At 61.8% G+C, this 26082-nt stretch carries 24 protein-coding genes; 8 read left to right on the top strand and 16 right to left on the bottom strand.

From position 1 onward, the window contains the following. Positions 1-4: 4 nt before the first annotated feature. Positions 5-487: a hypothetical protein gene (locus tag BACI9J_RS01040; RefSeq protein WP_159732474.1), complete on the top strand. Its 483-nt coding sequence runs from the start codon at positions 5-7 to the stop codon at positions 485-487. Here BACI9J_RS01040 and BACI9J_RS01035 read toward each other — a convergent pair. The 6 genes from BACI9J_RS01035 to BACI9J_RS01010 form a co-directional block, all read right to left on the bottom strand. Beyond that, on the bottom strand, positions 471-1517 hold the full coding sequence (locus BACI9J_RS01035) for a Gfo/Idh/MocA family protein (protein WP_159732471.1): 1047 nt from the start codon (positions 1515-1517) through the stop codon (positions 471-473). The two genes, BACI9J_RS01040 and BACI9J_RS01035, sit on opposite strands and share 17 nt — an antisense overlap. Positions 1518-1750: 233 nt before the next feature. Continuing rightward, complete coding sequence (locus BACI9J_RS01030) at positions 1751-3478, bottom strand: ABC transporter family substrate-binding protein (RefSeq protein ID WP_159732468.1); 1728 nt, start codon at positions 3476-3478, stop codon at positions 1751-1753. A gap of 79 nt (positions 3479-3557) precedes the next feature. Further along, complete coding sequence (locus BACI9J_RS01025; protein ID WP_159732465.1) at positions 3558-5717, bottom strand: dipeptide ABC transporter ATP-binding protein; 2160 nt, start codon at positions 5715-5717, stop codon at positions 3558-3560. Next, on the bottom strand, positions 5714-6673 hold the full coding sequence (locus BACI9J_RS01020) for an ABC transporter permease (protein ID WP_159732462.1): 960 nt from the start codon (positions 6671-6673) through the stop codon (positions 5714-5716). Before BACI9J_RS01020 ends, BACI9J_RS01025 begins: the two co-directional genes overlap by 4 nt. Then, the gene (locus BACI9J_RS01015; protein ID WP_159732459.1) at positions 6673-7656 is read right to left on the bottom strand and encodes an ABC transporter permease; all 984 of its coding nucleotides are present in this window, start codon (positions 7654-7656) and stop codon (positions 6673-6675) included. Before BACI9J_RS01015 ends, BACI9J_RS01020 begins: the two co-directional genes overlap by 1 nt. 292 nt (positions 7657-7948) lie before the next feature. Continuing rightward, positions 7949-8554 carry a TetR/AcrR family transcriptional regulator gene (locus BACI9J_RS01010; RefSeq protein ID WP_201296472.1) on the bottom strand — a complete coding sequence of 202 codons (606 nt, stop codon included), beginning with the start codon at positions 8552-8554 and terminating at the stop codon, positions 7949-7951. A gap of 123 nt (positions 8555-8677) precedes the next feature. On the opposite strand from BACI9J_RS01010, the gene BACI9J_RS01005 reads away from it, so the two are divergent. Both BACI9J_RS01005 and BACI9J_RS01000 read left to right on the top strand, forming a co-directional pair. Continuing rightward, positions 8678-9244, top strand: a complete 567-nt coding sequence (locus tag BACI9J_RS01005; protein WP_141283806.1) for an NAD(P)H-dependent oxidoreductase — start codon at positions 8678-8680, stop codon at positions 9242-9244. Between the two features lie 154 nt (positions 9245-9398). Next, positions 9399-10244 (top strand): GerMN domain-containing protein, encoded by an 846-nt coding sequence (locus BACI9J_RS01000; protein ID WP_236558288.1) that lies wholly within the window; start codon positions 9399-9401, stop codon positions 10242-10244. A gap of 120 nt (positions 10245-10364) precedes the next feature. Here the strand turns inward: BACI9J_RS01000 and BACI9J_RS00995 are convergent, their stop codons facing one another. The 3 genes from BACI9J_RS00995 to BACI9J_RS00985 form a co-directional block, all read right to left on the bottom strand. Beyond that, the gene (locus BACI9J_RS00995) at positions 10365-10904 is read right to left on the bottom strand and encodes a hypothetical protein (protein WP_159732456.1); all 540 of its coding nucleotides are present in this window, start codon (positions 10902-10904) and stop codon (positions 10365-10367) included. After that, positions 10885-11958, bottom strand: a complete 1074-nt coding sequence (locus BACI9J_RS00990) for a hypothetical protein (protein WP_159732453.1) — start codon at positions 11956-11958, stop codon at positions 10885-10887. The genes BACI9J_RS00995 and BACI9J_RS00990 overlap by 20 nt, the downstream gene beginning before the upstream one ends. A 101-nt stretch (positions 11959-12059) precedes the next feature. Further along, complete coding sequence (locus tag BACI9J_RS00985) at positions 12060-12908, bottom strand: isocitrate lyase/PEP mutase family protein (RefSeq protein WP_159732451.1); 849 nt, start codon at positions 12906-12908, stop codon at positions 12060-12062. Between the two features lie 110 nt (positions 12909-13018). Between BACI9J_RS00985 and BACI9J_RS00980 the strand changes: the two genes are divergently transcribed. The 3 genes from BACI9J_RS00980 to BACI9J_RS00970 all read left to right on the top strand — a co-directional run bounded on the left by BACI9J_RS00980 (position 13019) and on the right by BACI9J_RS00970 (position 15235). Then, the gene (locus BACI9J_RS00980) at positions 13019-14326 is read left to right on the top strand and encodes an aminotransferase-like domain-containing protein (RefSeq protein ID WP_159732448.1); all 1308 of its coding nucleotides are present in this window, start codon (positions 13019-13021) and stop codon (positions 14324-14326) included. Next, a complete protein-coding gene (locus tag BACI9J_RS00975; RefSeq protein WP_159732445.1) occupies positions 14323-14751 on the top strand; it encodes a universal stress protein in 429 nt (142 codons plus the stop codon). Before BACI9J_RS00980 ends, BACI9J_RS00975 begins: the two co-directional genes overlap by 4 nt. A gap of 172 nt (positions 14752-14923) precedes the next feature. After that, positions 14924-15235 (top strand): hypothetical protein, encoded by a 312-nt coding sequence (locus BACI9J_RS00970; protein WP_159736300.1) that lies wholly within the window; start codon positions 14924-14926, stop codon positions 15233-15235. On the opposite strand, the gene BACI9J_RS00965 is transcribed toward BACI9J_RS00970, so the two are convergent. Next, positions 15216-16679: an APC family permease gene (locus BACI9J_RS00965; protein ID WP_159732442.1), complete on the bottom strand. Its 1464-nt coding sequence runs from the start codon at positions 16677-16679 to the stop codon at positions 15216-15218. The genes BACI9J_RS00970 and BACI9J_RS00965 overlap by 20 nt on opposite strands. A gap of 177 nt (positions 16680-16856) precedes the next feature. Here BACI9J_RS00965 and BACI9J_RS00960 point away from each other — a divergent pair, with 177 nt between their 5' ends. Next, on the top strand, positions 16857-17942 hold the full coding sequence (locus BACI9J_RS00960) for an amidohydrolase family protein (protein ID WP_268891904.1): 1086 nt from the start codon (positions 16857-16859) through the stop codon (positions 17940-17942). A gap of 33 nt (positions 17943-17975) precedes the next feature. On the opposite strand, the gene BACI9J_RS00955 is transcribed toward BACI9J_RS00960, so the two are convergent. The 5 genes from BACI9J_RS00955 to BACI9J_RS00935 all read right to left on the bottom strand — a co-directional run bounded on the left by BACI9J_RS00955 (position 17976) and on the right by BACI9J_RS00935 (position 23771). After that, entirely contained in the window at positions 17976-18572 is a 597-nt protein-coding gene (locus tag BACI9J_RS00955) for a phosphatase PAP2 family protein (protein ID WP_159736299.1), read from the bottom strand. Positions 18573-18666: 94 nt separating this feature from the next. Next, the gene (locus tag BACI9J_RS00950; RefSeq protein ID WP_159732436.1) at positions 18667-20214 is read right to left on the bottom strand and encodes a dihydrolipoamide acetyltransferase family protein; all 1548 of its coding nucleotides are present in this window, start codon (positions 20212-20214) and stop codon (positions 18667-18669) included. A gap of 116 nt (positions 20215-20330) precedes the next feature. After that, positions 20331-21311 (bottom strand): alpha-ketoacid dehydrogenase subunit beta, encoded by a 981-nt coding sequence (locus BACI9J_RS00945; RefSeq protein WP_159732433.1) that lies wholly within the window; start codon positions 21309-21311, stop codon positions 20331-20333. Then, positions 21311-22501 (bottom strand): pyruvate dehydrogenase (acetyl-transferring) E1 component subunit alpha, encoded by a 1191-nt coding sequence (pdhA, locus tag BACI9J_RS00940; RefSeq protein ID WP_159732430.1) that lies wholly within the window; start codon positions 22499-22501, stop codon positions 21311-21313. Before pdhA ends, BACI9J_RS00945 begins: the two co-directional genes overlap by 1 nt. Before the next feature lie 151 nt (positions 22502-22652). After that, entirely contained in the window at positions 22653-23771 is a 1119-nt protein-coding gene (locus BACI9J_RS00935) for a histidinol-phosphate transaminase (protein WP_201296471.1), read from the bottom strand. A gap of 72 nt (positions 23772-23843) precedes the next feature. On the opposite strand from BACI9J_RS00935, the gene BACI9J_RS00930 reads away from it, so the two are divergent. After that, positions 23844-24272 carry a phage holin family protein gene (locus BACI9J_RS00930; protein WP_159732424.1) on the top strand — a complete coding sequence of 143 codons (429 nt, stop codon included), beginning with the start codon at positions 23844-23846 and terminating at the stop codon, positions 24270-24272. A gap of 2 nt (positions 24273-24274) precedes the next feature. Here BACI9J_RS00930 and BACI9J_RS00925 read toward each other — a convergent pair whose 3' ends face one another. Further along, complete coding sequence (locus BACI9J_RS00925; RefSeq protein WP_236558286.1) at positions 24275-25525, bottom strand: hypothetical protein; 1251 nt, start codon at positions 25523-25525, stop codon at positions 24275-24277. Positions 25526-26082: the final 557 nt, after the last annotated feature.

Genomic DNA, 26082 nt, shown 5'->3' with positions numbered 1-26082 from the left:
TCCCATGTCGCAGCAGGTATTCCCGTCCGCATCTTTCCCCGCCTACCCCACAATCCAACTCAATCCGCCGTCCGACTGGACGCATCAAGTGGTCCCCGATGCCATAGGCGCGCTGATGGCCCCGGCCGTTGAAGGTCGCTACACAGCAAATGTGGTGATCTCCGTGTCCCGCCGCTCGCCTGGCTACACGCTGCAGGATATCGCCGCATCGGTGGACTCGTTCTTGGACGCTTTGCCGGAGGCTGTCCTGCTGGGCACAGAGCCCGTGGTGATCAACGGCCGGGATTGGCACGTCCGCGAGGCACGCTACACCCACCCGCAAGCAGGCTCGCTAACCCAGTTCACCGCCGTCACCGTGGTCGATCGAGACGCCGCTGCTGATGTGGTCCAGCTGACCGGGAGCTGCCAGCCGATTGAAGACAACAACGACGACCTGAAGGCCATTTACTCGCTGGTTGCCAGCGTGGACGTCACACCAGCGTCCTAGCCTGCTCAATCAGCTTCAGCACCGCAACGGAGTCCGCCGGATCCACAGGTGATGGAAGCGCGGAGGCGACGCCGCCGTCGTCGAGCTTTTCAGCAAGGATCCGGTAGAACTCCGGGTAAGCGCCACGCTCCGTGGGGACCGTGACACGCTGTCCGTTCGCTTCCAGCGTGCCATGGGTTTGGGGAGGTTCGACGCCGTATTCAGGGTCCGTCGGGAGCCCGCCGCCCAGGATATAGGGCTCTTGAGGGTCGCTACCGAACTTCACAAAGGCGCCCTCTGTGCCGAGAATGCGGAAGCGGGGGCCGTGGAGGTGGCTGTTGAGGTTGATGGTCACATGACTGAGCACACCCGATTCGTGTCGGAGAGCGAGGAAGACGTCGTCGTCGGCGCTTTCCTGGGGACGCCTTGCGCGGATTTCCGCGTAGGAGACCGTGGCCGGTCCGAAGAACCGGAGGGCGAGGTCCAGGACGTGCGTGCCGAGATCGAACAAGACACCGCCGCCGTCGTCCGGCGTGGCGCTGGCCTTCCAGGCCTTGGCGATCCGGGGCGCCCAGCGCTCCATGCCCACCTCGAACCTGGTTACGGTACCCAGCGTCCCGGCGTCGAGCAGCTTCTTCACGGTGAGTGAGTCGCCGTCCCAGCGCCGGTTTTGGTAGACCGTGAGGACACGGCCCAGCTTCGCCGCCAGGTGGATCAGCTCCTCGCCCTCGGCGCTGCGGACCGTGAACGGTTTATCAACCACGACGTCGAGCCCGGCTTCCAGCGCAGCTTTGGCTAGCGGGTAGTGGGTTGCCGGCGGTGTGCCCAAGACGATGAGGTCCAGTTGGTCGGCCATTGCCAAAATGTCCTGTGGAGTACTGACGATGCGCGTTTCAGGGTAGCGCTCTTTCGCTTTCGCCTGCCTTCCGGCGTCCGACGTCGAAATCACTGCGAGCTTATAAACGGGGTTGCTGGCGATAAACGGCGCGTGAAAAACGCTGCCGGACAGGCCAAAACCTGCCACGGCGGTACGGATCGGCTGGGAAGTCATGTGCTTAGGCTACCGACCCTCTCGCACGTAATAGCCCCTTTTCGCCAACCCTCTATCACCGGGTGAGCGAGGGATCGGCCCAAGCACGCGGGATGTGAGCGAGCGATCGGCCCAAGCACGCGGGACATGAGCGAGCGACGGGGAAGGCCGGGAACCTCCCGAACCGATGCACAAGGTTCAGGGAAGTTCCCGGCCTTCAGGAAACTACACTTTGGAAAACTACAGCGTGGGGGCTACTTCTTGGCGCCCTTTTCCCAGCCGATGGTGGTCCAGTCCGGAACGTTGGAGAGGCTCTTGAACAGGGACGGGCCATAGTTGGCCAGGCCCGTGCGCACGAACTGGATCTCCGGGCCGTTCAACACAGTACCCATGGAGAAGTACTTCTCCATGTGCTTCTTCTCTACCTCCATGGCGGCCTTGTTGCGCTCTTTGTCATCGGAGATGGTTGCCAACCGCTTGATTTCAGCGTCGAGCTCAGCGTCGCCGAGGCCGTTTTCGTTCGTCGTGGAGTCGTAGTACTGCTTCACGGCATCAGTGGCATCCGGTCCCACGGTGTAACCGGAGATGGTCAGATCAAACTCGCGTCCGCCGATCACCTTTCCGAAGTCAGCGTCGCCGCGCTGATCGATGGTGACATCCATGCCGGCAGCTTTGAGCTGGTTCTGCAGGGTCTGCGAGGTTGCAGCCGTGGTGGGGTCGTCACCGAAGTTGGTGATCTTGAAGGAGACGGGGACGCCGTCCTTGGCCATGATGCCCTTGTCGTTGGCCGTGTAACCGGCGTCCGTCAGAACCTTCTTGGCAGCCTCAGCGCCGGTGTCCTTCACGGGGTAGTTGTCCTGGTAGTACTCGGAGAACGGCATGAGCATCATGGAGCCCGAGCTTTCCTCGGACCAGTTCAGGCCGTTGAAGCGGACATCGCGGATGGCTTTGCGGTCGACGGCGGTGAAGATCGCCTTGCGTACTGCGACGTCGGTCAAGGCCGGGCGCTTGGCGTTGATGTTCAGGCCACCGGCAAACAGGCGCTGACCGCGGCGGACCTCGGAGTTGGTGGTGCCTTCGAGCTGCTTGTAGCGGCCCAGGGTGCGGCCGTTGGCGGCGTCGATCTCACCGTTCTTGAAGGCTGCGATGGTTGCACTCGGCTCCATCTGGCGCCAGATGACCTTCTCCAGGACCGGCTTCTGGCCCCACCACTTGTCGTTGGGCACCATGGTGACGGTCTTGGCGGTGGTGTCGTAGTTTTCCACCTTGAACGGACCTGCCATCCATTCGGGGTGCATGTTGCCGGCAAACCCCGTGTTGAAGATCTCGGGGGTATTGATGGCCGGGTGGATCAGGCCGAAGAACAGGCCTTCCAACGGAAAGACCGGCTGGGTGGTGGTGACAATGACTTCTTTGTCGTTGGCGCCAGCCTTGACGGAGTCCACGAAAGCGTAAGCGCCAGCGGTGACGATATCGATGGACTTGTCTTCACCCTTGAGCATCTTCCAGGTGTTCTCGAACGTCTTGACGTCGATGGGTGTCCCATCGTTCCACGTCGCTTTGTCGTTGATCTTGATGGTGACGGTCTGCTTGCCGTCCTTGACTTCGCTCTTGACGTCTTCGCAGAAGTCCTTGTTGGGCTCTGCTTTGCCGTCGAAGTCCAGCTTCCAGCAGCCGCCGATGCCACCGCTGTTGATGGAGGCAGTGTTGACCGGGGTCATAAGGGCTGAGTTGTCAGCGCTGTTGCCCACATTGGAGAAGCCGTTGAAGTCCGGCCCGATGCTGCCCACAGCCAGGGTGAGCGTGCCGCCCTGCTCCAGATCCTTTGCTTCCTTGGCGTTGACGCTGATCAGCTTGCTGATATCGCCGCCGCTCTCTTCAGCCTTCTGCGAGGCCGGACCCGACGGCGTTCCCCCGCCGCAAGCGGTCAGCATAAGCGTCGCTGCGAGCGCTACGCCACCGATCGTCGTGTATTTCTTCATGGTTTGCCCTTCATGTTTACGACTGGAAATTCATTTGCGAGTTGAGACCAGGGATTCATTTCATACGCGTCATATGTCGTCAGGCATGCACCACCAGCATGTCGGCATCTATCTCTCCGTCCGGGAAGAAGCAGGCGAAGTCCTGTGTGCCTTCCTTCTCAGAAGCCAGTGGCGGCTCCAGAGTAAGGCACTTCTCCTGCTTTGCGGCAGGTAGCGCGGCGAAGACAGGACAACGGGTGGCGAAATTACATCCCTTGGGAGCATCAAGCGGGCTGGGAAGGTCACCCTGAAGGATGATGCGCTCGCGGGTTCGTTCCAGATTGGGGTCCGGCACCGGGATCGCGGACAGCAGGGCCCGGGTGTAGGGGTGGCGCGGGTTGTCGAAGACGTCGTCCACGTCACCGGTTTCCACGATTTTGCCGAGGTACATCACGGCCACGCGGTCCGAGATGTGCCGGACAACCGAGAGGTCGTGCGCCACCATGAGGTAGCTGAGCCCGAGTTCGGCACGGAGCTTGTCCAGCAGGTTGATGACTCCGGCCTGCACGGATACGTCCAGCGCGGAGACCGGCTCGTCCAGCACCACGAGCTTGGGGTTGACCGCGAGCGCCCGGGCAATGCCGATGCGTTGGCGCTGGCCGCCGGAGAACTGGTTGGGGAAGCGGTTCACATGGTCAGGTTGCAGGCCCACCAGCTTCATGAGTTCCATGATGCGTTTCCTGATGGCAGCTTTGGGCATGCCCAGGTTTTCCAAGGGTTCAGCCAGGACCTCGTACACCGTGAAGCGCGGGTCCAAGGCGCCGGTGGGGTCCTGGAACACCATCTGCATTTCCTTGCGCATGGCCATCTTGGTCTTGTGGTCCGTGGCTACCTTGTTGCTGACGCCGCCGATCACCACTTCGCCCACCTGGTCAGGGTGGAACTCCATGATCTCCAGGAGCGTGGTGGTTTTACCGCAACCGGACTCCCCCACAATGGAGACGCACTCGCCTTCACGGATATCGAAGCTCAGCCCATCCACTGCCTTGACCGTGCCGATCCGTCGCTTGATCAAAGCACCCTTGAGCAGCGGGAAGTGCTTCTTCACGTCCTTGAGTTCCAGGACCTTTTGGCGCTCGACCCGAGCGACGCCGTCGAACTTTGAAACGGGCTTGGGCGGCGCGTGGAAAATCTTGTGCGCGTCGGCGTTGCCGGACAGTTCCTCTGACTTGATGCAGGCAGCCTTGTGCCCCAGGGCCTGGCCCTCAACACCTGGCACAGGGAAAAGTTCGGGCTCGCCGTGCAGGCAGGCGTCGCTGACCAGGGGGCAACGGGCGGCGAAGGAGCAGCCGGTCACCGGCAAGGCGAGGTTGGGCGGAGTTCCATCGATAGGTACCAAGGACTGTTTGGTGGCGGTATCCACGCGGGGAACGGCTCCGAGGAGGCCCAGTGTGTACGGCATCCGCGGGTTGTAGTAGATGTCCTCCACCGTGCCGGTTTCCACGGGCTTGCCCGCGTACATGACCATGATGTCGTCGGCCATGCCGGCTACGACGCCGAGGTCGTGCGTGATCATCACGACGGCGGCGCCGGTCTCCTCCTGCGCGGTGTGCAGGACTTCGAGAACCTGCGCCTGGATGGTGACATCCAGCGCCGTCGTGGGTTCATCAGCGATCAGTACCCGGGGATCGTTGGCAATGGCGATGGCGATCATGACGCGCTGGCGCATGCCGCCGGAAAATTCGTGCGGGAAGGCCTTTAGCCGGTCCTTCGGACTCGGGATGCCCACCATCCGCAAGAGCTCGACGGCGCGGGCTTCTTTGGCCTGCTTGCTCATGGTGGGGTTGTGGACGGTCAGTGCCTCGATGATCTGTGTCCCCACCGTGTAAACGGGGGTGAGCGAGGACAACGGGTCTTGGAACACCATGGCGATGTCGCTGCCACGGTGCTTGCACATGGCTTTGTCGCTGAGGCCCAGCAGTTCCTTGCCTTTGAAGCGAACGGAACCGGTGATGTCCGCGGTTTCGGGCAGGAGCCCCATGATGGCCATGGATGTGACGGACTTACCGGAACCCGATTCACCCACGATGCCCAGGGTTTTGCCGGGCATGAGGTCGAAATCCACTCCGCGAACCGCGTGGACTACGCCGTTCTCGGAATTGAAGCGGACGTTGAGGTCCCGGACGCTCAGGACGGCGTCGCCGGGGGCGTAGAGCCCGGCGTCTCGGAGGCGCTCAGCGGGAGTGATGTTGGTGCTCATTTGGCAGCCTTTGCGGTCTTGGTCTTGGCCCGTCCGATGGAGCTGGAGCTGGGGTCGAAGGCGTCACGGAGGCCGTCATTCATCATGGCCAGTGACCCCGTCAGCAGGAACATCACAGTCAGCGGCACCCAGAACATCCACGGGAAAGAGGACACCTGACCTGTGGCCTGCCCGATCAGGACACCGAGGCTGACGTCCGGAAGTTTGATGCCGATGCCAATGAAGGAGAACGCCACTTCGGCCAGGATGGCGCCGGTGATGCCGCGGGTGAAGTCGAGGACCAGCAGCGAGCCGATGTTCGGAACGAGGTGGCGCCATACGATGCGGCGGGAAGGGACTCCCATGTACTTGGCGGCCTTGACGTAGTCGCGCTGCATGAGGGACATGGACAGTGAACGCACCAGGCGGGCAGTTCCCATCCAGCTGAAGAACAGCAGGACAACCACCAGCAGGAGCCAGCTGGGGAGGTCCTTGAGACCGCCGCTGCCGCTGGTTGCCACAGCCACCACCAGGATGGCGGGCATCATAATGAGGGCTTCGAGGATGAACAGCATGGTGGCGTCCACCTTGCCCCCAAAGAACGCCATGGTGCAGCCGTAGACGGCGGAGATCAGCACGGACACGCCGCCTACGATCAGGCCGATGAGGATGGAGGTGCGGGTGCCGTCCACAATGAGCGCCAAGAGGTCGATGCCGGCCTGCGTGGTTCCCAGCAAGTGGTCAGGCGAGGGTGGCATACCAATGTTCAACGGATCAAGGGTGTCCTTGTCCCACGAGGTCAGGAATCCGCCAAAGATCGAAAAAAGGAACAGCGCGAGGAAAACAAACAAGCCGGCGACGGCGGTCCGGTTCCGCATGAAGCGACGGAAGATGATGCGGGATTTCCCGATCACCACGTCCTGGTCGCCAACCCGGGATTCGTCGAGTTCCGCAATGGGATCAATGATGTTGGTCATTACTGGACCCTCACTCGTGGATCGACCAGCGTGGTGGCGAAGTCGGCCAGGATGGCGCCGATGGCGAAGATCACTGAACCATACGCCAAGGTGGCGGTGGCAACGTTGACGTCCTGCAGGCTGATGGCCTGGATGCTCCAGAGGCCTATGCCCGGCCAGGCGAAGATTGCCTCCGCGAAGAAACCGCCGGTGAAGATGGCCGGGATGGTGAACGCGATGCTCTGTGCCACCGGTATGAAGGACACGCGCAGGGCGTGCTTCCTGATGGCCTGGTTCCGGGTCAGCCCCTTGGCCCGGGCTGTGCGGACGAAGTCCGCATTGACGTTGTCCAGCAGGTACTGCCGTTGGGCGATCTGGTAACCGGCCCAACCAAAGATGGTCATCGCGAAGGTGGGCACGGCGTAGTGGGCCACAAGGTCAACGAAAGCCGGCCAGCCTGGCTCAATTCCCGGCGTCGAAATTCCCGTCACGAAGAAGATGCGCTGGCCCACGGCCTCGTTGATGCTGATGGCGCCGAGCTGTACCAGGAAGTACGCGATGGGCGCGGGCAGGATGTGGACCAGGTAGCTGTAGGACGTGATGACGCGGTCCTGGACCTTGTACTGGCGGGCGGCGGAATAGACACCGAGCGCGACGCCAATGATCAGGGTGAGGATGATCGAGGCAATGAACAGCCGGGTGGAGACCAACACGCGGTCGGCGAATTCTGCATTGACGAAGGCGCCGTTGGGGCTGCGGCCCCAGTCCCAACGGGTAATGATGCCGCCGAGCCATTCGACGTAACGCTCCCAGGCGTTCTTGTCCGGATCCAGTCCCAGGCCACGGAAGGAGGCGGCCACCTGTTCAGGGGTTGGCCGCGGGATTTTCTCCTGCTCCAGCACTGCAGGCTTCAGCGACGAGACGGCCAGGAAGTAGCCAGCGCTGGTGGTCAGGAAGATCATGATCAGGTAGATGCCCGACCGCTTCATCAGATATTTCAGCATGTCGGGTGGCTGCCCCGAATCGTGGCAAAACTCAATGCTCGTCCTTCCGCGGTTCCCGGCTGTGGCCGGCGTCAGCTGCGAAGTGGCGCAGCGGGTTGTTGGGTCCCCCGCACCCCTTCAGTGATCACCAGCCCTGTATGGCATGCGTCACATTCAAGAGGAAACTACCACAATAACTGCTTCACGTTTTGCTTCAAGGCGTCCGGTTTCGCGCCTGCAGCCAGATTGTTATGTGCAGCTTGCGTCATGTTTACGACGCCGGCGGTACTAATGGGCTCTCTGCCGCCGAAATCTAAGCAGCGCCCAGGAGTCGCGTGATCAGTTCACGCCAGGAATCAGCAAGCCGGGTGGGGGAAATACCCCGGACGCGAACGTCGTCCACAATTCGTTCAGGGTCCAGCGCGTAGGTCAGGGACATCGCCATCACCCAAGGATCCGCGATACCCGCCTCCCGCAGCAGGACCTCCATATGTCGGTGCGAAAGTTTGGTGGCGGGGACGTCGAACCTGTTGCGGGTTGCAGCTCCGGCCGCCTTCAAGAGTTCGCCGTTCTCAAGGACGAAGTAAATGCGCCCCTCCCCGAAGGCCACCAAACGATCCTTTGGCGCAGCCCCCGGACCCAAAGGGGGCGGGCCGAACATGAAACCGGCCTGGAATTCGGACTCCGAGTCGCTCAGGAGCGTCATCATGAGCCCGGCGCGGCTGCCAAAACGGCGGAACACGGTCCCCTTGCCAACCTTGGCCTTGCAGGCGAGCGCGTCCATGGTCAGAGCTTCTGCGCCAAGCTCCGCCACAAGGTCCCGGGCAGCGTTGAGGAGGCGCTCGCGATTCCTCGCTGCGTCGCTGCGCTCGTGGGGCGCACCTAGGGGCACGTCCGGCCTCATGGGGATCGAGCTCACAGAAATATTCTAGACCCCGGGAATAGAAACCGGACCATAGTCCGTTTAGTATCGATGAAGGCCCCAAAGCCCAGACAACGCAGGTCGGATCCGCCAGGTACCGGCCAGACACAAGGAGACACCATGTCCAAGAGCACAGTTCTTACCCTCGTCGGCAGCCTGCGCGCCGATTCCCACAACAAGAAGCTCGCCGAAGCCATCCAGCTGAACGCACCCGAGAACGTTGACGTGCAGATCCACGGCTCACTGGGCACCATCCCCTTCTACAACGAAGACATCGACGTCGAAGGCCAGGTCCCCGCCGAAGCCGCCGCCCTGCGCGCTGCAGCAGCCGACGCCGACACCATCCTGCTGGTCACCCCCGAGCACAACGGCACCATGCCCGCCTCCCTGAAGAACGCCATTGACTGGCTGTCTCGCCCGTTCGGCGCCGGCGCCCTCTCCGGCAAGCCGACCGCCGTCGTCGGAACCGCCTTTGGCCAGTTCGGTGGCGTGTGGGCACAGGACGAAGCCCGCAAGGCCGCCGGCATCGCCGGTGCCAAGGTCCTGGAAGACGTCAAGCTGGCCGTCCCGGGTTCCATGATCCGCTTTGCTGAACTGCACCCGAAGGACGACGCCGAGGTTGTAGAGCAGATCAAGGCCATCTTCGAGCCCCTGACTGCCGTTCAGGAAGAAGAAGCAGCAGCTTAGTCTTTACGCTTTCGATGCCCCCGTTCCGCTTTCTGCGGGCCGGGGGCATTTGCGTCCCTGCCGGCCTATGGGTGGGCGTGATCAACTCTTGTCCGAACCGTCACCGTAACGGCATGTTCTGTTCCACCGTCCCGCCCTAACGTTGGAGGTACAGGTGGACGGACAGGAGCGCGGGGCTGTCATGCATGCCGGACGGGGATCAAAAAGTACGACGACGATCGCGGCTGCCTGCGTCGTCTTCGGCCTGTGGGTGGCGGGCTGCACGCCCACGCCCTCCCAATCTGCCGATCCCCTACCCACGGTTTCCGTGACTCCACGCGCCCCATCACCCAGCACGGCTGCTTCCACCCGGGCCGCGTCGACCCCCCTCCCGCCGGTTCCTGCACCGCCAGATCCTCCGCCGTCGAGCCCCGGCATTCCCTCCGTTGCCGTCCCTGCCGCACCGCCCTCGCCGGCACCACCAACGCCCGATCCTTCGAGCACATCCTCCGAGGCCGCCCCTACCCAGCCCGCGAACGTCGCAGAACCTTCGCCCCGGCCCGGCACCAGCGCCCCCGAACCAACACCCACCCCCACGGTCGTTCCCGTGGATGCGGAAAACTACGGACCAGCTGTCTACTACGTGGCAATCGACGACGGCGGCGCCCGCGGGGTACGGTTCGGCTGCAATGACAGCCTGGTACCGGTCCGGGGCGTTGCAGTGCCCGGTGATCCATTGTCCGTGGCACTCGGCCGGCTACTGGAAACCGGAATGCCAGTGGACAGTGATGCCGCCCTCTACGATGCATTGGCCGATTCGTCGCTGCAGTACCTCTCCGGTTACATGAGCGGCAGCACGGCGGTGGTGAACCTCAGTGGTTCGCTGCGGCCCGGAGGCGTGTGCGATATCCCCCGGATCCAGGCGCAACTCACCCAAACCATAGTGCAGGCCAGTGGCGCGTCACGTGCCGAGATCTACGTGAATGGCCGGACATTGACCGAGGCGCTGAGCGTGCGGTGATTCGGGGCCTCTTGCTCCGTGAGTTCCCGGCTGCCACGTGCCGGGCCGCTATTCCGTGGCTGCCCCGCAACGGAATAGCGGGGCAGCGACGTGCTGCAGGAGGATCGGGAAAACGGGAGTTCACGCCGTTGCGATCGCCAGCACTCTCCGGAGTGCCCACCCCACACGCAACAAGGCCAGGACGGAAGCGAAGGTCAGCAAGAAGACCAGAGCTTCAGGGATCCACATGCCCGTAACCGCATCTCCTTCCAGCACCACTGTGACCAAAGCTGCGACCACCAGTAAGCCCAGCCCCGGTATGGCAAAAAGGAACACCTCGCCGATTTGGCGCCGGTGAGTAGCGGACAGTTTCTCCAAAGGAAGTTCCCGCTGACCCGGCGCAGCCTTCTTTCCCAGCACGTTGATCAACATGGAGACGCTTGTGAGAGTCAGCCCGGCCGTGGCCCCTGCCAAGGTGGCGAGCGTCTGGAACAGGGCTCGCCGTGCACCCGGGTCCACGGCCTCCAGCATCAGCGAGTGACGGGCCAGGAGCGCGATTCCCAGCCAGAGAAGAACGGCAAGTGCAGCCCAGCCGAAATCCGCAACGGGGTGCAAGAGAAACCAACGCCACGGAGTCCTGCGCCGCCCGGTCCGCTCTACGTCAACCTCGTACAAGCTCATGACCCGCACCGCCTTGGTTCTCCCCGGCTGATTGATCGGCTTTTTGAGCTCCCTGGCTTGCCTCTCCAGCACCCTCCACGGCTGCCGCGAGAGCCGCCCGGAGAGTGGCCATTCCCCCCGCGACGATGTCCGGTACCAGGCCTGAATCGGCAGTGCCCTTGATTTCCGGCAGGGTCCTGGCGAAAAAGGCCTCATTGTCCCTGGCTTGTTTGTTGAGGATAGTGATGGCTTCAGCAGTGGACTTTTGAGGATCGTTGAACACGTCCGGATCCACGTCGATGTGCGAGATGAACCGCTCCTTCAGAAGGTCCACTACCTCGCGGTCCCCTGTCAGGGAATCCTTACCCTCAGCCACCACATAGTCGAAGTGGTCTACGGATCCGGCCCTGCGGAAGAGGCGGATCAGTTGCTGGATGCGGTCACGAATCCGTTGCTTGTCCTCGGCGTTGCCGGATCTGCCCACGCTCAAGGAAATCCGGAACGTACCCTCATTCATGAGGCGTGACGCACTGTCCAAAACGTCAGCCCATTCGCCGTCCATGAGCTTGCCGGAGAGACGTTCAGCAGGAAGCGCGAACTCGAAACGGCTCACCTCAAGCCTTGTCAGGATTTCCTCTATGTCCTCGCGGACTACCGGCACCAGGCTCGGCTCAAGCCCGAGCATCCCTTCGAGGTACTCGCCCAACCTTGATGCCCTGGGCCCGTTTCCACTGGTCAGCACCGCAATGACATTGCGCTTGAGGAAGGCGAAGTACGTGGTCTCCAGCAGATGATCCCCGGGCGCCAGGGGCAGAGGTTTACGCCGGCCCAGAGCATCGCCGACACTGGGCAGGTTGGTGTCCCGCACCCGATCCAACAGCAGCATGGGATGCGGTGCTGATGCCACCGCCTGGGCCAGCAACACCGTACCGTCACCGCTGGTGAAATGCCTGTCGGTGCCGGCGTCCCGGGCCTTCTGCAGCACCTCGGCCACACGGCGCGCCGGAAAAGGGCGGCTGAGCTCATCACCGTTCAATTGCTCGATCCGCCAGAACTGCACACTGCGCCGTGCCATGGATTCTCCCCTCGTCTTCCGTGACCCACGCTATGGGCGAGGTCTGACATTAAAGCCAAGTGCCGCCGTCGTGCGTTAACTTCCTCACGGGAAGCGCATGGTCACAGGCTGTATTTGGGTCCCGGCGCGAACAGCGAGTCCATCTCGTCGTGGCTCCGCGTGCCGGCCAGCCCGGCCCAATTGCCATCGCCCAGGATTTCCTTCGCCACCCTGGCCACCTTGGCGTAGGCCGCTTTGGCCGCGTTTCCACCGATACTGACGCGCCTCACGCCGGCGTCGTGCAGTTCCAGGGGCGACGGCGCGCCCACTCCCGCCAAAGCGTTGAGGGGTGCGGGAATGCGGTTGGACAGCTCGTGCAGTACATGCAGATCCACCACACCGGGCACAAAGATTCCGTCCGCTCCCGCCGTCAGGTAGGCCTCGGCACGCAGCAAAGTCTCCTCATAAGCAGTGTCCGGAAACTGACCGGACAAGTAGGTGTCAGTGCGGGCGTTGATGAACAGCGGTATACCGCGATCGTCGGCAACAGCGCGGATCAAGGCGATCCGCCGCGATTGTTCCATCACGTCCGTGAGCGGCTCCGTTGCGGAGTCCTCAATGTTGATTCCAACGGCGCCTTCGTCCAGGACGGCATGGACAGTGGCGCGCAATTCGTCGTCGGTGCGCCCGTAGCCGGTTTCGATGTCTGCGGTTACCGGCAACCGCGTTGCCCCTGCAATGCGGCCAAGTGCGGCCATGGCCAGGCCCCATGGCACATGGTCTCCGTCGCGGAACCCCAAGCTCCAGGAGACGGCCGAGCTCGAGGTGGCTATAGCCGTGGCACCGGACTCCTCTACAACCCTGGCGGAAGCTGCGTCCCACACGTTCACCAGGACCAAGGGGGTGGGCCCGGAGTCGTGAAGCTTATGGAAGTGTTCGGCCTTGGTCACGGATCCCCTGTGCGCTGTCATAGCTACATTCCAGCCCTTCCCGATCCCGGCGTAAAGCTTGGCCTGCGAAAATGGTGCGAATTGAAAACAACTGTTGCCTTATTATCAACATCGAGGAGTATCCTGTCACTGTGACCCACGAAACATTGGATGCCGGCGCAACGTTGCCCGCTGAAGCCATCGACGCCATTGAGCGTGCCGCCACGGCCGCCCACCCGCACGAGGAACTGTTCTCTGCGCGGGCCGCCAACATCAAACAATCCGCTGTCCGGGATGTCTTCGACATCTCCATGCAGCCGGGCCTCGTCTCCCTTGCCGGCGGCAACCCCTATTTGCAGTCGCTGCCGCTGGAGAAGCTCGGGCAGACCGCCGCCCGCATCATCGCAGAGGAGGGCATGACCGCCCTGCAGTATGGCGGAGGTCAAGGCACCGAAGAACTCCGCGAGCAAATTTGCACCATCATGGCTGCCGAGGGGATCACTGACGCTCTCCCCGAGAACGTGGTGATCACCGCCGGTTCACAGTCCGCACAAGATGTTGCCACCAAGGTCTTCTGCAACCCCGGCGATGTTGTGCTGGTGGAAAACCCTACCTATGTGGGCGCCCTGAACACGTTCGAGGCATACCAGGTACAGGTGGAACCCATCGAGATGGACGACGACGGGCTGGTACCGGAGCTCCTTGAGGCCAGGATCGCGGCACTCCAGTCAGAGGGCAAGAACATCAAGTTCCTCTACACGATCCCCAACTTCAACAACCCTTCGGGCATTACCTTGGCCGAGGAACGCAGGCAGCGAATCGTCGATATATGCCGTAATGCGAATATCATTGTCCTGGAAGACAACCCCTACGGACTCCTTCGCTTTGACGGCCATCCGATTGCCCCCATGCGGGCCGCAAATCCGGATGACGTCATCTACCTGGGTTCGTTCTCGAAGATCTTCGCTCCGGGACTCCGCATCGGCTGGGCCCTGGTTCCCGCGCATTTGCAGCGTCGCTTCTACCTCGCCTCCGAGGCCGTAACCCTCTGCCCGCCGGCGCTGAATCAAATGCTCGTCTCGGCATACCTCCGCGAGTACGACTGGCAAGGGCAGATCGACATCTACCGGACCCTCTATGCCGAACGCTGCCAGGCCCTGCTGTCCGCGCTCGACCAATACATGCCTGCCGGGCTCACGTGGACACGCCCGGACGGTGGCTTCTTTGTATGGGTCACCCTGCCTGAAGGTGTGGACACCTATCCGCTGCTCGGAAAGGCTATTGACGCAGGGGTGGTCTTCATTCCGGGCGCAGCCTTCTCCCCGGCCGACGGACCGTCCAACAAGCTCCGCCTCGCGTTCAGCGCCGTGCCGCCGGATACGATAGCCGAAGGCGTCCGCCGCTTGGCCCCTGTCCTGGCGGAAGCCATTGAAGCCACCAATGAAGGAGCACCACAATGACCGGAGTTGTGATCGTCGGAGTCGACGGCAGCGAAACCGCGATGAGGGCAGCACAGGCTGCCCAGAAGTTGGCGATCGGACTTGGAGCCAACCTCCGCGTGGTGAGCGCCTTCGACAGCAACCGGACGGAAGTTGTTGAAATCGGCACCGACAAGTGGATCGTCTCTGACGCCGCCGAGGCTGAAGCCGTGGCCCGCGCGGTAGCCGAACGCTTGGCTGATGACCGCCTTGAGGTCACTTACTCTGCAGCCCGTGGCAAGCCCGGGGAAGCGCTGGTCAAGGAAGCCGAAGTACAGGATGCCCGTCTGATCGTGGTGGGTAATCGCCGCATGCAGGGCTTGGGCCGTGTGCTTGGGAGCGTCGCCAACACGGTTGCCCACACCGCGCCGTGCGATGTCTATATTGCCAAGACCGACCAGCCGTAGAGCGAGCTGAATCACGCCGCCGGGTGGGGAGCCTCACCCGGCATTTGGCGTCTTTTGGGCAGGATCCCCGAAGTCATCGTTATAAAATCGAGATGCCCCCAATGGCGTGCGCCACCTCCACTTACTGACTTCAGGGGATCATTTCTTGCTTACTTTGCAGCCGCGCCAGCGCGTGGGACACGACATCCTGCTTGCCCGCCACGGCAACCACATCAGCACCATGCGCTACGACCGGGGCAATGACCGCATCATCGCCATGCTCGACGACGGCTCCTGGGACAGCGCCCCCAACATGATCTCCCCCAGCCTTGAGATGCCCGAGACATTCGGCAGCGTCTTCCGGAAGGACTGGCGCTTCCTGTCCGTGGCCTGCGTGGCCATGGTTACCGTAGCCGCCGTCGCCATGGGCATCAGCGTTGAGATGGCAAACCACATGTCGACGACGGAACTTCAGGCTCTGCTGGTCAGTTACCCGGCGTTCTAGCGCCCTCGCGCCCACCCGGCATTTGTCCCGTGGAGGCCGCGCCGTCGTCCGCGACCGTGCCGTCGGGGACAGCGCCGTCGTCGAAGTTCAGGGCCATCTGCCCTCCCGCTTTCCGCCTGCGCAGCAGGAAAATGACTGCTCCTACAGCAAGCCAGGCGGCGCCCAGCAGGTAAGTGAACCATGCCAGCGACGTCCATAGCCAGGCGATGAAGGCAAAACCGAGCAGCGGCATGGCCAGGTTACGCACCATCCCAGCTGTTCCTCGCTTTCGCAGGTCGAAGAACACCACCTTGATGGTTGCCAGGTTCACCACAGCGAAAGCAACCAGCGCCCCGAAGTTGATCATGTAGACCGCCTGTTCCAGCGTGATGACAAGCGCGATCAAGGACACGGCGGAGACCAGCATCGCTGCGAAATATGGAGTACGGAATCGCGGGTGCAGCCGCGCCAGGGTGCCGGGCAGGATCCTGTCCCTACCCATTGCATAGATGACACGGCTGACGCTCATTTGGGCAGCCGTGCCGCAAAGAACCAGCCCGCCCAGGTTCACGATCACGAACACCACCATGAGCACGTCCCCTCCGGCGCGCTGCATAAGTTCGGTTCCCGCGGCATCGAGGTTCACAATTGATCTCCACTCCGGAGCGATCAGGCTTCCGGCCACGGAAAACAGGGTATAGCCCAAGCCGGCAAAAAGCGTTGACAGAATGATGCCCCGCGGCACATCGCGCCTGGGATTGCGGGTCTCTTCGGAGAGGGTGGAAACGCCATCGAATCCCAGGAATGCGAAGGCCACAATAGCCGCGGCCGCCATCACCGGGGCAACTCCGCCCTCCCCCAAAGTCAGGGGCCGGGCAATATTGTCGAAGGACAGCTCTGGGGCGTTGACCACAGCCAGGACAAGGAACACCAGAATCACCAGGACCGAGGCCGCCACCACCACGATGTTCATCTTCTTGATCCAGGCAACGCCGATCACACTGAAGAGTCCCACCACCAAAAGGCAGAGGAGGACTGCGAGTTGCGGCGGTATCACGGGCACCAAGCTGTTGAGATACAGGCCGAAGAGCAGGAAGTTCACCATAGGCAGGAACAAGTAGTCCAGCATCATGGCCCAACCCACCATGAATCCCACAGGGCTGCCGAAGGCCCGCGAAGCGTAGGCATAGGCCCCTCCTGTTACTGGGACGTGCTTGGCCATCTGGCCATAGCTATGCGCGGTGAACAGCATCGCCACCAAGGCAGCCACATATGCGGCCGGCAAATGCCCATCGCTGATCTCCGTCCCCGCCCCGTAGACCGCCACGACGGACAGGATCCCCATGGAGGTCAGGCCGAACGCGATGAGTGAAGGCAAACCCAGGACGCGTTTGAGTGTGGGGGCCGATTTGGGCGTGGGGGCCGATTGCGGGCCATCCATTGTGCTTCTTCCAGTGATGCTCACGGGTTCTCCTCGATGCGATGGGGGTCACATAAATGAATCTTGTTCATTAGAGTAAGTCGCCCAAGCGGTCCTGTATAGGTTTTGGTATCCCAAACATTCCGATCAGCTCGCTTTCCTTCAGATTGCACCCCCGACTAATGAGGGTCTGGAGAGCGACTTTCACTCCACTCCGAATATTTGGTATACCTTGGTGGACTTTGCGAAAGGATTCAGATGACTACGCTACTGGCCACCCCGGGTTTTGTGGACGCGCATATCCACCCGGACAAGACCACCTGGGGCTCGGGCTGGCTGTCCCGCACACCTGCGCGCACGCTGACGGACCTGATCGGAAACGACCTCCGCGCGCAGCTCGCATACCAGGACAGTGTGGAGGAGCGGGCTTATGCCTTGATGAAGCACGCTGTCCTTAACGGGACCATGGCAATGCGGGCCCACGTTGACGTAGCGCCGCAAATCGGCCTCAGTAACATTCACGGTGTCCGTGCAGCGGCTGAGCGCCTGGCCCCATTCCTGGACGTCCAGGTGGTGGCATTCCCGCAGTTTGGCCTGCTGAGCAACCCAGGCACGCTCGATCTCATGGAGGCCTCCCTGTCCGAAGGCGCGGACCTTGTAGGTGGCATAGACCCTGAATCGCTGGACGGAGACCTGCACGGACATCTGGATGCCGTCTACGGACTGGCAAACAAACATGGCAGGAATCTGGATATACACCTGCACGACGACGGCGCCAAAGGGCTGGCGCAGCTCCGTGTCATCGCACAACGCACAGTGGATGAAGGCATGCAGGGAAGAGTCAACATCGGGCACGGTTTTGCGCTCTGCGATGCCTCACAACCCGGCATCGGACCTACATTGGACGCCTTGGCCGAGGCCGGAATCTGGATGGCTACCTGCGCACTGGGAGCCGACCCCGTACCGGATCTGGACCTCATGGAAAGGCACGGGGTTCAGGTTGCCCTCGGCTCGGACGGAGTCCGCGATGCTTGGTCACCGTTCGGCACGGGCAGCATGATGGATCGCGCACATCTGCTGGGATACCGAACAGGAGCATCCACCGATGCCGAGTTGGAGCGTTGCTTCCGGCTGGCCACCTCAGCAGGTGCAGAGCTCGTTGGAGCCCCCGCCGTGGGGAGCTTCTCCGGCGCGGGCTCCCGTGATCGGCTCGAATTTCGCGCGAACTCCATCCCGGAGCTGGTGGTTGACCGTCCCGCTCCCACGAGGGTGGTACGGGGTGGTCAAACCGCGACTCTCAGCGATTGAGGCAATGGCGAACTCGAGGGCATCGGCAGCTAGCTAGAGCATCCATTCCCGCAGCAACCACCACAGGCCTGCGATCACAACGCCTCCAAACAACGAGCCTGCAATGACCTGGGCAAGGGTATGGGCCCGCAAAACCAGCCGCGACCAGCCGACAGCCGGCACAAGGAGCAGCAGAGGGAGCCAGGCCGGCCCGAACATGAGGATGACTATCACCACTGCTGCCGCCAGGGCCGAGGCGTGCCCGCTCATTTTCCAGAAGGCACTGACCACGGCCAGTACCCCGATGCCTCCTATGAGCGCGATGATCATCACCGTGACACTCACAGGCCCGTTGAGTAAGTGCAGCACGAGCAAACCAACCAGCACTGAGCCCAGCGTCATCAGAAGCAGCGCCGGCCTCTGACGGCGGTCACTGACATGGTGGTCCGTGATCCTGCCCAGCTTCACCATCACCAGGACATAAGCCAACGGCAGCACGCAGACGAACATCGCCGCCAGCAGCCCGAACCATATGGTCCCCGGGAACCCAGGTTCCGGGGCAGGGCTGATCAGCAAGAGAACCAACACGACAACCGGCGGCTGGAAGACTTCCGTCAGGACGCGGGCAACCGTGCGCCAAGGCCCTGTCACAAACTGAGGGGCCACGTGACCGGTTTCCTTGGCGGCTGCTGAAGTCCCGGCTACTGCCGCAGTTCCAGTTGCTGCCGGCGGCCGGGCTTGCCCGTCAGTCAAGCAGGAGCGCCGGTTCTTCGAGAATGGAAGCAACGTCAGCCATGAACCGCGCGGACAGGTCCCCGTCCACCACGCGGTGGTCGAAAGAACCGCCGAGGGTGGTGATCCAGCGCGGAATGACCTCCCCGTCCAGGACCCAAGGCTTCTGCTTGATGGTTCCGAACGCAATGATGGCTACTTCGCCGGGGTTGATGATGGGCGTTCCCGTGTCAATACCGAGGGCGCCGATGTTGGTGATGGTAAGGCTTCCACCCTGCATCTCAGCCGGTTGCGTCTTCCCTGCCCGGGCCTTGGTTGCCAACTCGTTGAGGGCCAGCGCCAATTCCTTGAGGGACAGATCCTGGGCGTCCTTGATGTTGGGGACCATGAGGCCGCGAGGAGTTGCGGCAGCAATGCCCAGGTTCATGTAATGCTTCACCTGGATCTCCGCGCCACCCTTGCCATCGGCGTTTTCCACCCAAGTGGCATTGACGCTGGGGTTGCGTGCCGCGGCCCAAATGACTGCTTTGGCAAGAATGAGCAGCGGTGAAACTTTGATGCCTTCGAAGTCACGGGAGACCTTCAGGCGTTTGACGAACTCCATGGTCCGGCTGGCATCCACGTCCACGAAAATGCTGACGTGCGGAGCCGAGAAGGCCGAATCCACCATGGCCTTGGCAGTGGCCTTACGCACGCCCTTGACCGGCATCCGCTCCACCCGCTGATCCTGCGGTTTCTTGGAAGCGCCCCAGAAGCTGTCCGCCTGGTCATGCTCAGCATCCCGTTGGGCCTGATAGCTCACCAGGTCCTCGCGGGTTACTTCGCCGCGTTGGCCGGTGGGCACAACATCGGCGAGGTCGATTCCAAGGTCGCGAGCGAATTTGCGCACCGGAGGCTTTGCAAGGACCTTGTTCACCAAGCCACTGATGGTTCCGCTGATGGCGGCTCCACGCGAAGCCGCAGTTTGGGGCGCCTCGGGGGCCGGGGCGGCGACGACGGGGGCCGTCGTCGTGCGGTGCGCAGCCGGGGTTTCGGCCGCTTTGGCTTCCAGTACTGCCTGATGGTCCTGGACGGTGCCTTCCGCATTCTCGGCAATTGAAGTTGCCTCAACCGCCGTCCCGGCCGGGCGTTTGCGCGCGCGCCGCTTGACGGCGTCGGCCTTGGGTCCGGAACCCACCAGCGGGCCGCCGGCCGGACGGTTATCGTCGCCGTCGTCATCGGCAGGCAGCTTGCCGTAGAGGGGCATCTCGACGGCGGGTGCCTCCGGAGCAGCCGGCGTCACCGTCGCAGACGGGGTCACCGGCGCAGCATCTCCGTCTTGTCCTTCGGAAACAGCAATGATTGCCGTGCCGACCTCAACGGTGATACCTTCCTCAACCAGCAGTTCGGTGACTGTGCCCGCAAAAGGCGAGGGGAGCTCAACGAGGGACTTGGCGGTCTCGATCTCGCACAGGACGTCATTGATGGCAACGACGTCGCCCGGCTTGACCTTCCAAGCCACTACCTCGGCTTCGGTCAGGCCTTCGCCGACGTCCGGCAGATTGAATTTCTTTACAGTCACAGTGGTCCTCGATTTCCGGTCACCTGGCAGTGATGCCTGGCTGGATCAGGGCGGTTGGTAGGACGGCGGTGAACGGACGGTCCTGGTGGAACCGGCAGTTCTAGTAGGACAACGATTTAGTAGGACAAGGAGCGGTCGAGCGCCTCAAGGATCTTGTCGATATCCGGCAAGTAGTCCTCCTCCACCTTGGCCACGGGGTACGGCATGTGGAATCCGCCAACTCGAATGACGGGTGCCTCCAGGTGCAGGAATGCCCGTTCGCTGATGCGGGCAGCGATCTCGCCACCGATGCCGCCAAAAGTGGGGGCCTCATGGGCAACGATCAACCGGCCGGTCTTCTTCACAGACGCTTCAACGGTGTCGAAGTCCAAAGGCGAGATGGAGCGGAGATCGATCACTTCAATGCTCCGACCGTCCTCGGTGGCTGCGTTGGCGGCCGCCAGTGCCACCGGCACCAGCGGACCATAGGCCACGATCGTTGCGTCCGTACCTTCACGGACAACGTGCGCTTTGAAAGGATCCTCGGAAAGACCGGCGTTCTCAACATCCACCTCGCCCTTGAGCCAGTAACGGCGCTTGGGCTCAAAGAAGATGACAGGATCCTGGCACTCAATGGCCTTCTGGATCATCCAGTAGGCGTCATGCGCGTTGGAAGGCGAAATGATGCGCAAACCCGCAGTGTGGGCGAACAGGGCTTCCGGTGACTCGGAGTGATGCTCGATTGAGCCAATGCCTCCGCCGTAAGGAATTCGGATGACCACAGGAACCGTTAGCTTGCCCAGGCTGCGGGCGTGGATCTTGGCCAGCTGGGTGGTGATCTGGTTGAAGGCCGGGTAGACGAAGCCGTCGAACTGGATCTCACACACCGGCAAGTATCCGCGTAGCGCCAAGCCAATGGCGGTGCCGACGATGCCGGATTCAGCCAACGGGGTGTCCAGGACGCGTTCGTCGCCGAACTCCTTGATCAAGCCATCAGTGACCCGGTAAACACCGCCCAAATGCCCGATGTCCTCGCCCATCAACAAGGACTTGGGGTTGTTCGTCAGCGATGCCCGGAGACCCTCGTTGATGGCCTTCGCAATGGTCATTGTTGCCATCAGTTAGCTGCCTCCTGGTCACTTTCGAAGCCTGCCGAGTATTCCTCGAACCAAGCAAGTTCCTCCGCTATCAGCGGGTGTTGTTCGGCGTAGACGCTGGCGAAGGCGTCGCGGATATCCGGGACTTCCAAGCCATGGGTTGTGCTGCGGACGTATTTGGCGAGTTCATCGCCGTCGGCCTTCACTTGGTCGAAGAACGCTTCGTCCGCCAACCCTTCGGCACGCAGGTACGTTTCCAGGCGATCCAGCGGATCCTTCTCGCGCCAGGCAGCTTCCTCAGCGGATTCCCGGTACTTGGTGGGATCATCGGCAGTGGTGTGTGCGCCGACCCGGTAAGTGTAGGCCTCAATGAGAACAGGGCCCCGGCCCTCGCGGGCGTGCTCAAGAGCCCACTCTGTAACGGCGTGGACTGCGATGACATCATTGCCGTCCACCCGGATTCCCGGGAAGCCATAGCCCTTGGCACGGTTAGCCAGCGGAACCTTGGTCTGGACCTCGGTGGGCACGGAAATGGCCCAGTGGTTGTTCTGGCAGAAGAACACAACCGGAGCGTTATACGACGCAGCGAAGACCATTGACTCGTGGACGTCACCTTCAGAACTTGCGCCGTCGCCGAAGTAAGCGATGACGGCAGCCTTGGGCTCTGTGGAATCCGGGGCCGCCAGCTTCTGGTCCCGCTGGATACCCATGGCATAACCAACAGCGTGGAGCGTCTGGGCTGCCAGGACCAACGTGTACAGGTGGAAGTTGTTCTCCCGCGGATCCCAACCACCGTTGGAGACACCGCGGAACTGCTTCAGCAGCTCGGCCAGGTCCACGTTGCGGACCAGGGCGACGCCGTGTTCGCGGTAGGTGGGGAAGATGTAGTCCTGGGACTGGCTTGCGTGGCCCGAACCGATCTGGGCGGCCTCCTGGCCGGTCAGCGGAACCCACAGGGCAAGCTCGCCCTGGCGCTGCAGGGCGGTGGCCTCCTGGTCAAAGCGGCGGATCCTCGCCATGTCTGTGTAGAAAACACGGAGCTTCTCGGGATCAATGCGCTTGGCGTAGTCCGAGAAGACAGGATCGGAGCCAAGTGTCCCATCAGGACCGAGCAACTGCACCATGTCCACAGGTTCGCCTGGCGCGGCTGCTGCCGCGGTTGTTGCCGCGAGCGTTTCTTCCGTCCCGGGGGGCAGTTGTGTCGAGCCCATTCCGTCTCCTTGCTTGCCCAGGCGGGGCGCCGGGCAATGTCTGTCGCTGGGATATATGCCCGTTCCGGAATGCATTCCGGAACGGGCATATATTTTGGCTTTCGTCCCTTACTTTATCGGCAGTAAGTAAGGTTGGCGCATTTGTTAACCGCTAGGAACCCTGCGGAGCCTTTGTATAAGTTGCACAGAGATCCAGGAACCGGCTGTTGGCTTCCACCTCGCCAATACTGACCCGAACGCCCTCGTTTGCGAAGGCTCGGACAGACAAGGCTTGCTCTGCCGCCAACGCAGCAAACTCCCCGCTGTGCTCACCCAGATTCAACCAAACGAAGTTCCCCTGGGCCTCGGGAACGAACCAACCGATATCCCTCAGGCCAGCTGTCACGCGATCCCGTTCATCCACCAGGCTTTGTACCCTTTCCACAACCTGATCGAAATTCTCGATGGAGGCAACGGCAGCGCGTTCGGCAATTTGGGAAACGGCAAAGGGAGTGGCAGTCACACGGAGGTGCTGTGTCAGCAAGGGGCCGGAGACACTGTAGCCAACGCGCAAGCCTGCCAGGCCGTGTGCTTTGGAGAACGTCCTCAGCACCACCACATTGGGGTATTTACGGTAGAGCTTGATTCCGTCCACGGCATCGGCATCCCGCACAAATTCCTGGTAGGCCTCGTCGATTACCACCACTACGTTGGGTGGCACTGCTTGGATGAAGCGTTCCGTTTCCTCAGCCGTGAGGATCGGGCCAGTGGGGTTGTTCGGTGTGCACAGCAGGATCACTTTGGTGCGTACTGTCACTGCGGCGGCCATGGTTTCGAGGTCATGGCGTCCGTCTGCGAGCAGCGGAATTTGTACACTTGCTGCTCCGGCAAGGCCCACACAGATGGGGTATGCCTCGAAGGAACGCCAGGCATAAATCACTTCGTCGTGTTTACCGTCGTCATTCTGCCCCGCGAAAGTGGCCAGGATCTGGTTCAGCGCTCCCAGGCTTCCGGCTCCGGTGACAACATCGTCAGCCGGAACATCCAAGAAGCCGGCCAAGGCGTTGCGAAGCTTTGTTGCCAGCGGGTCCGGGTAGCGGTTGATGTCGGTCTGGCCTGCGATTGCCTGCAACACTGCAGGAATCGGAGGCAGCGGATTCTCGTTGGACGACAATTTGTAGCTGGTGAGGCCCTCAATGGCAGCAGGGGGTTTACCAGCTGCATACTTGGGGAGCCTGTCCACGACCGGACGAGGGGTTACGCCCTCCGGTGCGTTGTCAGTAGTAGTCATGGCGTCAAGCCTACTTGCCCATTCATGGTGGACGCCGAGCTCTTTAACAGGCGCGTGTGAAAGCATGGGCCCATGGGTTCATTCATCATTCGCGTCCTGATCAACGGGCTTGCATTGTGGGTTGCAACCTGGCTCCTGCAAGGCATGGACATCTCCACCAGCGCCACAGAGTCAGTCGCGGCCAACGCAGGACTGACGCAGGGCGCAGACACCGCCGGCATTATTCTGGCGTATCTGTTCATCGGCCTGATCTTCGGTGTGGTGAATGCCTTCGTCCGTCCTTTGGTCAAGATGTTGTCCCTTCCGGTGACCATCCTTACGCTGGGCCTGTTCACCATCATCATCAATGCAGCAATGCTGTATCTGACTGCCTGGCTGAGCACCTTCACACCAGTGCACCTCACTCTTGACTCCTTCTTCTGGACGGCAATCCTTGCGTCCATCATCATCAGCATCATTTCGATGGTGGCAGGCCTCATTCCGGGCGCCAAGAAGCGCTAGCGTCACCTTGCGCCGGCCGAGGACCTTGAATCCGGGAGATTTGGAATCCGAAGCGTTCCTCTACGGTCCGGCAAGGGATCACGCTTCAGTTTGAACCTGGTCACTTTGACCGCGCCGCCAGCACCCACGATTCCTGCAAATGCCGTTGCCGAAGCCGCCAGAGAAGGATCGTGGCTCGCAGCGACCAGTTCTGCTCCTCTCGCATAGTTCTCCTGACCGTGTCCTGGCCCGATACCGGGACCTTGTCCCTCAGGAGACTTCACTTCATCGGTCAGCGTGACCGTCACCGTGTCCTTTGTATCCGCGTTCATCCGGCCGTCCGTTCCAGGGACCCAGTCCTGAACGTGTTCCAGATGGAGTGAGCTGACTCCTGGCTCAGGCGTGATGTCTCCAACAGGGGCTCCTGCTGTCAGCACATACTTCAGGTCGAATTCGCTGAGAAACGCTTTGTTCCGGCTCAAGTTCATGGCGTGAATGCCACCCTGGCTGTGTCCGACAGCCACCACTTGGTCACCCGCTTCGGCGCCCGCCTCACGGAGTGCTTGGCCGACGGCCGGCACAACTTCTTCGGAGTCGTAGCCCACAGCCTCGCCAATTCCTTGAATGTCAAAAGGATTGGTATTGGGTGAGTCGGGCTGGGTTCCCGGAATGAGCACCATCCATGAAGCGGAGCCATTGGTTTCAAAGCCAATGACCTCAATCTCGCCGTCGTTAAGGGAGTGAAGCCTCTCCAGACGTCGGAGGCTTTCTGCCATCGTCGGCTGCAAGACCTCGGCGTTCTCATCCACCTTTTCGATGCTCACCCGGCGGGGCTGGTAGGCGGCCAGCAGTGGCGAATCAAGAACGAGTTGGACAATGTCCGCCGCCTTATAACCGTTGGGGATGCTGCGGTTGTAGTTTTCCTCCGAAATGTCCCGTCCCAGCGCGAAAAGGCCGTGTGCGCCGGAAAGCCTGTATTGATCATGGTCCAATTCGTGCGGCCTGGCATTCCTGGCCTCCGTTTCCACATAGTCCCGGTGACTGGCTCGCACGCTTGCGCTGACCTCCACCAGTTCCTGCCGGACCCGTCCCACTTCCTTGCGGCTCTCCGCCACAGCATTGATGGCGTTGCAGCCTGTTTCGTAGGAGTCGTAGAGAAAGGGTTCCAGGCAGCCTTGAACCTGACGCGCCTCAGTTTCTATGTTCACGAGTTGTTGAACCAGTTCATCCAGCGCTGCTGCCCCCCTGAGGAGTTCCTCGAGCTGAAAAGACATTCCTCCCACCCCTCCCCTGATATTGAGGATTCCGTCAGTACCCGGTGGTGAGGGCTTTGGTGCTGCGCCTGCCCCAATGGGAGCTGAATCTGCCATTACGGTCCCCGTTCGCTTGAGACTGAGACGCTTTGGGAGTGCCGGAGCACCAAGGCCACTGAGGCGTCCATCGACTCACGTGCACGCATCAACGCTGAAGCATGCAGCGCAATGGTCGTCCTGTAGGCCCGTCCTGCGGGGGACAGCCAATCGTCCACCTGTGCTCTGCGCAGGGACGTAAGAACCACGTCCACTTGATCCACGCATGATTGCATTCGCCATGCCAGCCTCTGGACTTCATGGCTCCGGGAAGCACACTCCGAGGGATCGAAAGTGGGCGGGTTGGGTGCAGGCATCAAGCCGACGCTCATCGTCTGTGTACTCCATTGATTGTTCTGCGGATCGGTAGGTTCGACGCTACGGAGCAGCAGAAGCCAACGGAAGTTGCGCCATCGGCTATGTGGATAACCCGATCAGCCGTCCACATAGCCCCGTCATCGACTCCATGGCCCGCCGTGGAA

Source organism: Arthrobacter sp. 9V, assembly GCF_902506065.1.
Lineage (GTDB): Bacteria > Actinomycetota > Actinomycetes > Actinomycetales > Micrococcaceae > Arthrobacter.
This window is presented reverse-complemented; position numbering and strand designations above follow the sequence as displayed.

Coding starts and splice junctions, on each gene's coding strand:
- BACI9J_RS01040 (WP_159732474.1), top strand. CDS start 5: ATGTCGCAGCAGGTATTCCCGTCCGCATCTTTCCCCGCCTACCCCACA.
- BACI9J_RS01035 (WP_159732471.1), bottom strand. CDS start 1,517: ATGACTTCCCAGCCGATCCGTACCGCCGTGGCAGGTTTTGGCCTGTCC.
- BACI9J_RS01030 (WP_159732468.1), bottom strand. CDS start 3,478: ATGAAGAAATACACGACGATCGGTGGCGTAGCGCTCGCAGCGACGCTT.
- BACI9J_RS01025 (WP_159732465.1), bottom strand. CDS start 5,717: ATGAGCACCAACATCACTCCCGCTGAGCGCCTCCGAGACGCCGGGCTC.
- BACI9J_RS01020 (WP_159732462.1), bottom strand. CDS start 6,673: ATGACCAACATCATTGATCCCATTGCGGAACTCGACGAATCCCGGGTT.
- BACI9J_RS01015 (WP_159732459.1), bottom strand. CDS start 7,656: ATGCTGAAATATCTGATGAAGCGGTCGGGCATCTACCTGATCATGATC.
- BACI9J_RS01005 (WP_141283806.1), top strand. CDS start 8,678: ATGTCCAAGAGCACAGTTCTTACCCTCGTCGGCAGCCTGCGCGCCGAT.
- BACI9J_RS00995 (WP_159732456.1), bottom strand. CDS start 10,904: ATGAGCTTGTACGAGGTTGACGTAGAGCGGACCGGGCGGCGCAGGACT.
- BACI9J_RS00990 (WP_159732453.1), bottom strand. CDS start 11,958: ATGGCACGGCGCAGTGTGCAGTTCTGGCGGATCGAGCAATTGAACGGT.
- BACI9J_RS00985 (WP_159732451.1), bottom strand. CDS start 12,908: ATGACAGCGCACAGGGGATCCGTGACCAAGGCCGAACACTTCCATAAG.
- BACI9J_RS00975 (WP_159732445.1), top strand. CDS start 14,323: ATGACCGGAGTTGTGATCGTCGGAGTCGACGGCAGCGAAACCGCGATG.
- BACI9J_RS00945 (WP_159732433.1), bottom strand. CDS start 21,311: ATGGCAACAATGACCATTGCGAAGGCCATCAACGAGGGTCTCCGGGCA.
- pdhA (WP_159732430.1), bottom strand. CDS start 22,501: ATGGGCTCGACACAACTGCCCCCCGGGACGGAAGAAACGCTCGCGGCA.
- BACI9J_RS00935 (WP_201296471.1), bottom strand. CDS start 23,771: ATGACTACTACTGACAACGCACCGGAGGGCGTAACCCCTCGTCCGGTC.
- BACI9J_RS00930 (WP_159732424.1), top strand. CDS start 23,844: ATGGGTTCATTCATCATTCGCGTCCTGATCAACGGGCTTGCATTGTGG.
- BACI9J_RS00925 (WP_236558286.1), bottom strand. CDS start 25,525: ATGTCTTTTCAGCTCGAGGAACTCCTCAGGGGGGCAGCAGCGCTGGAT.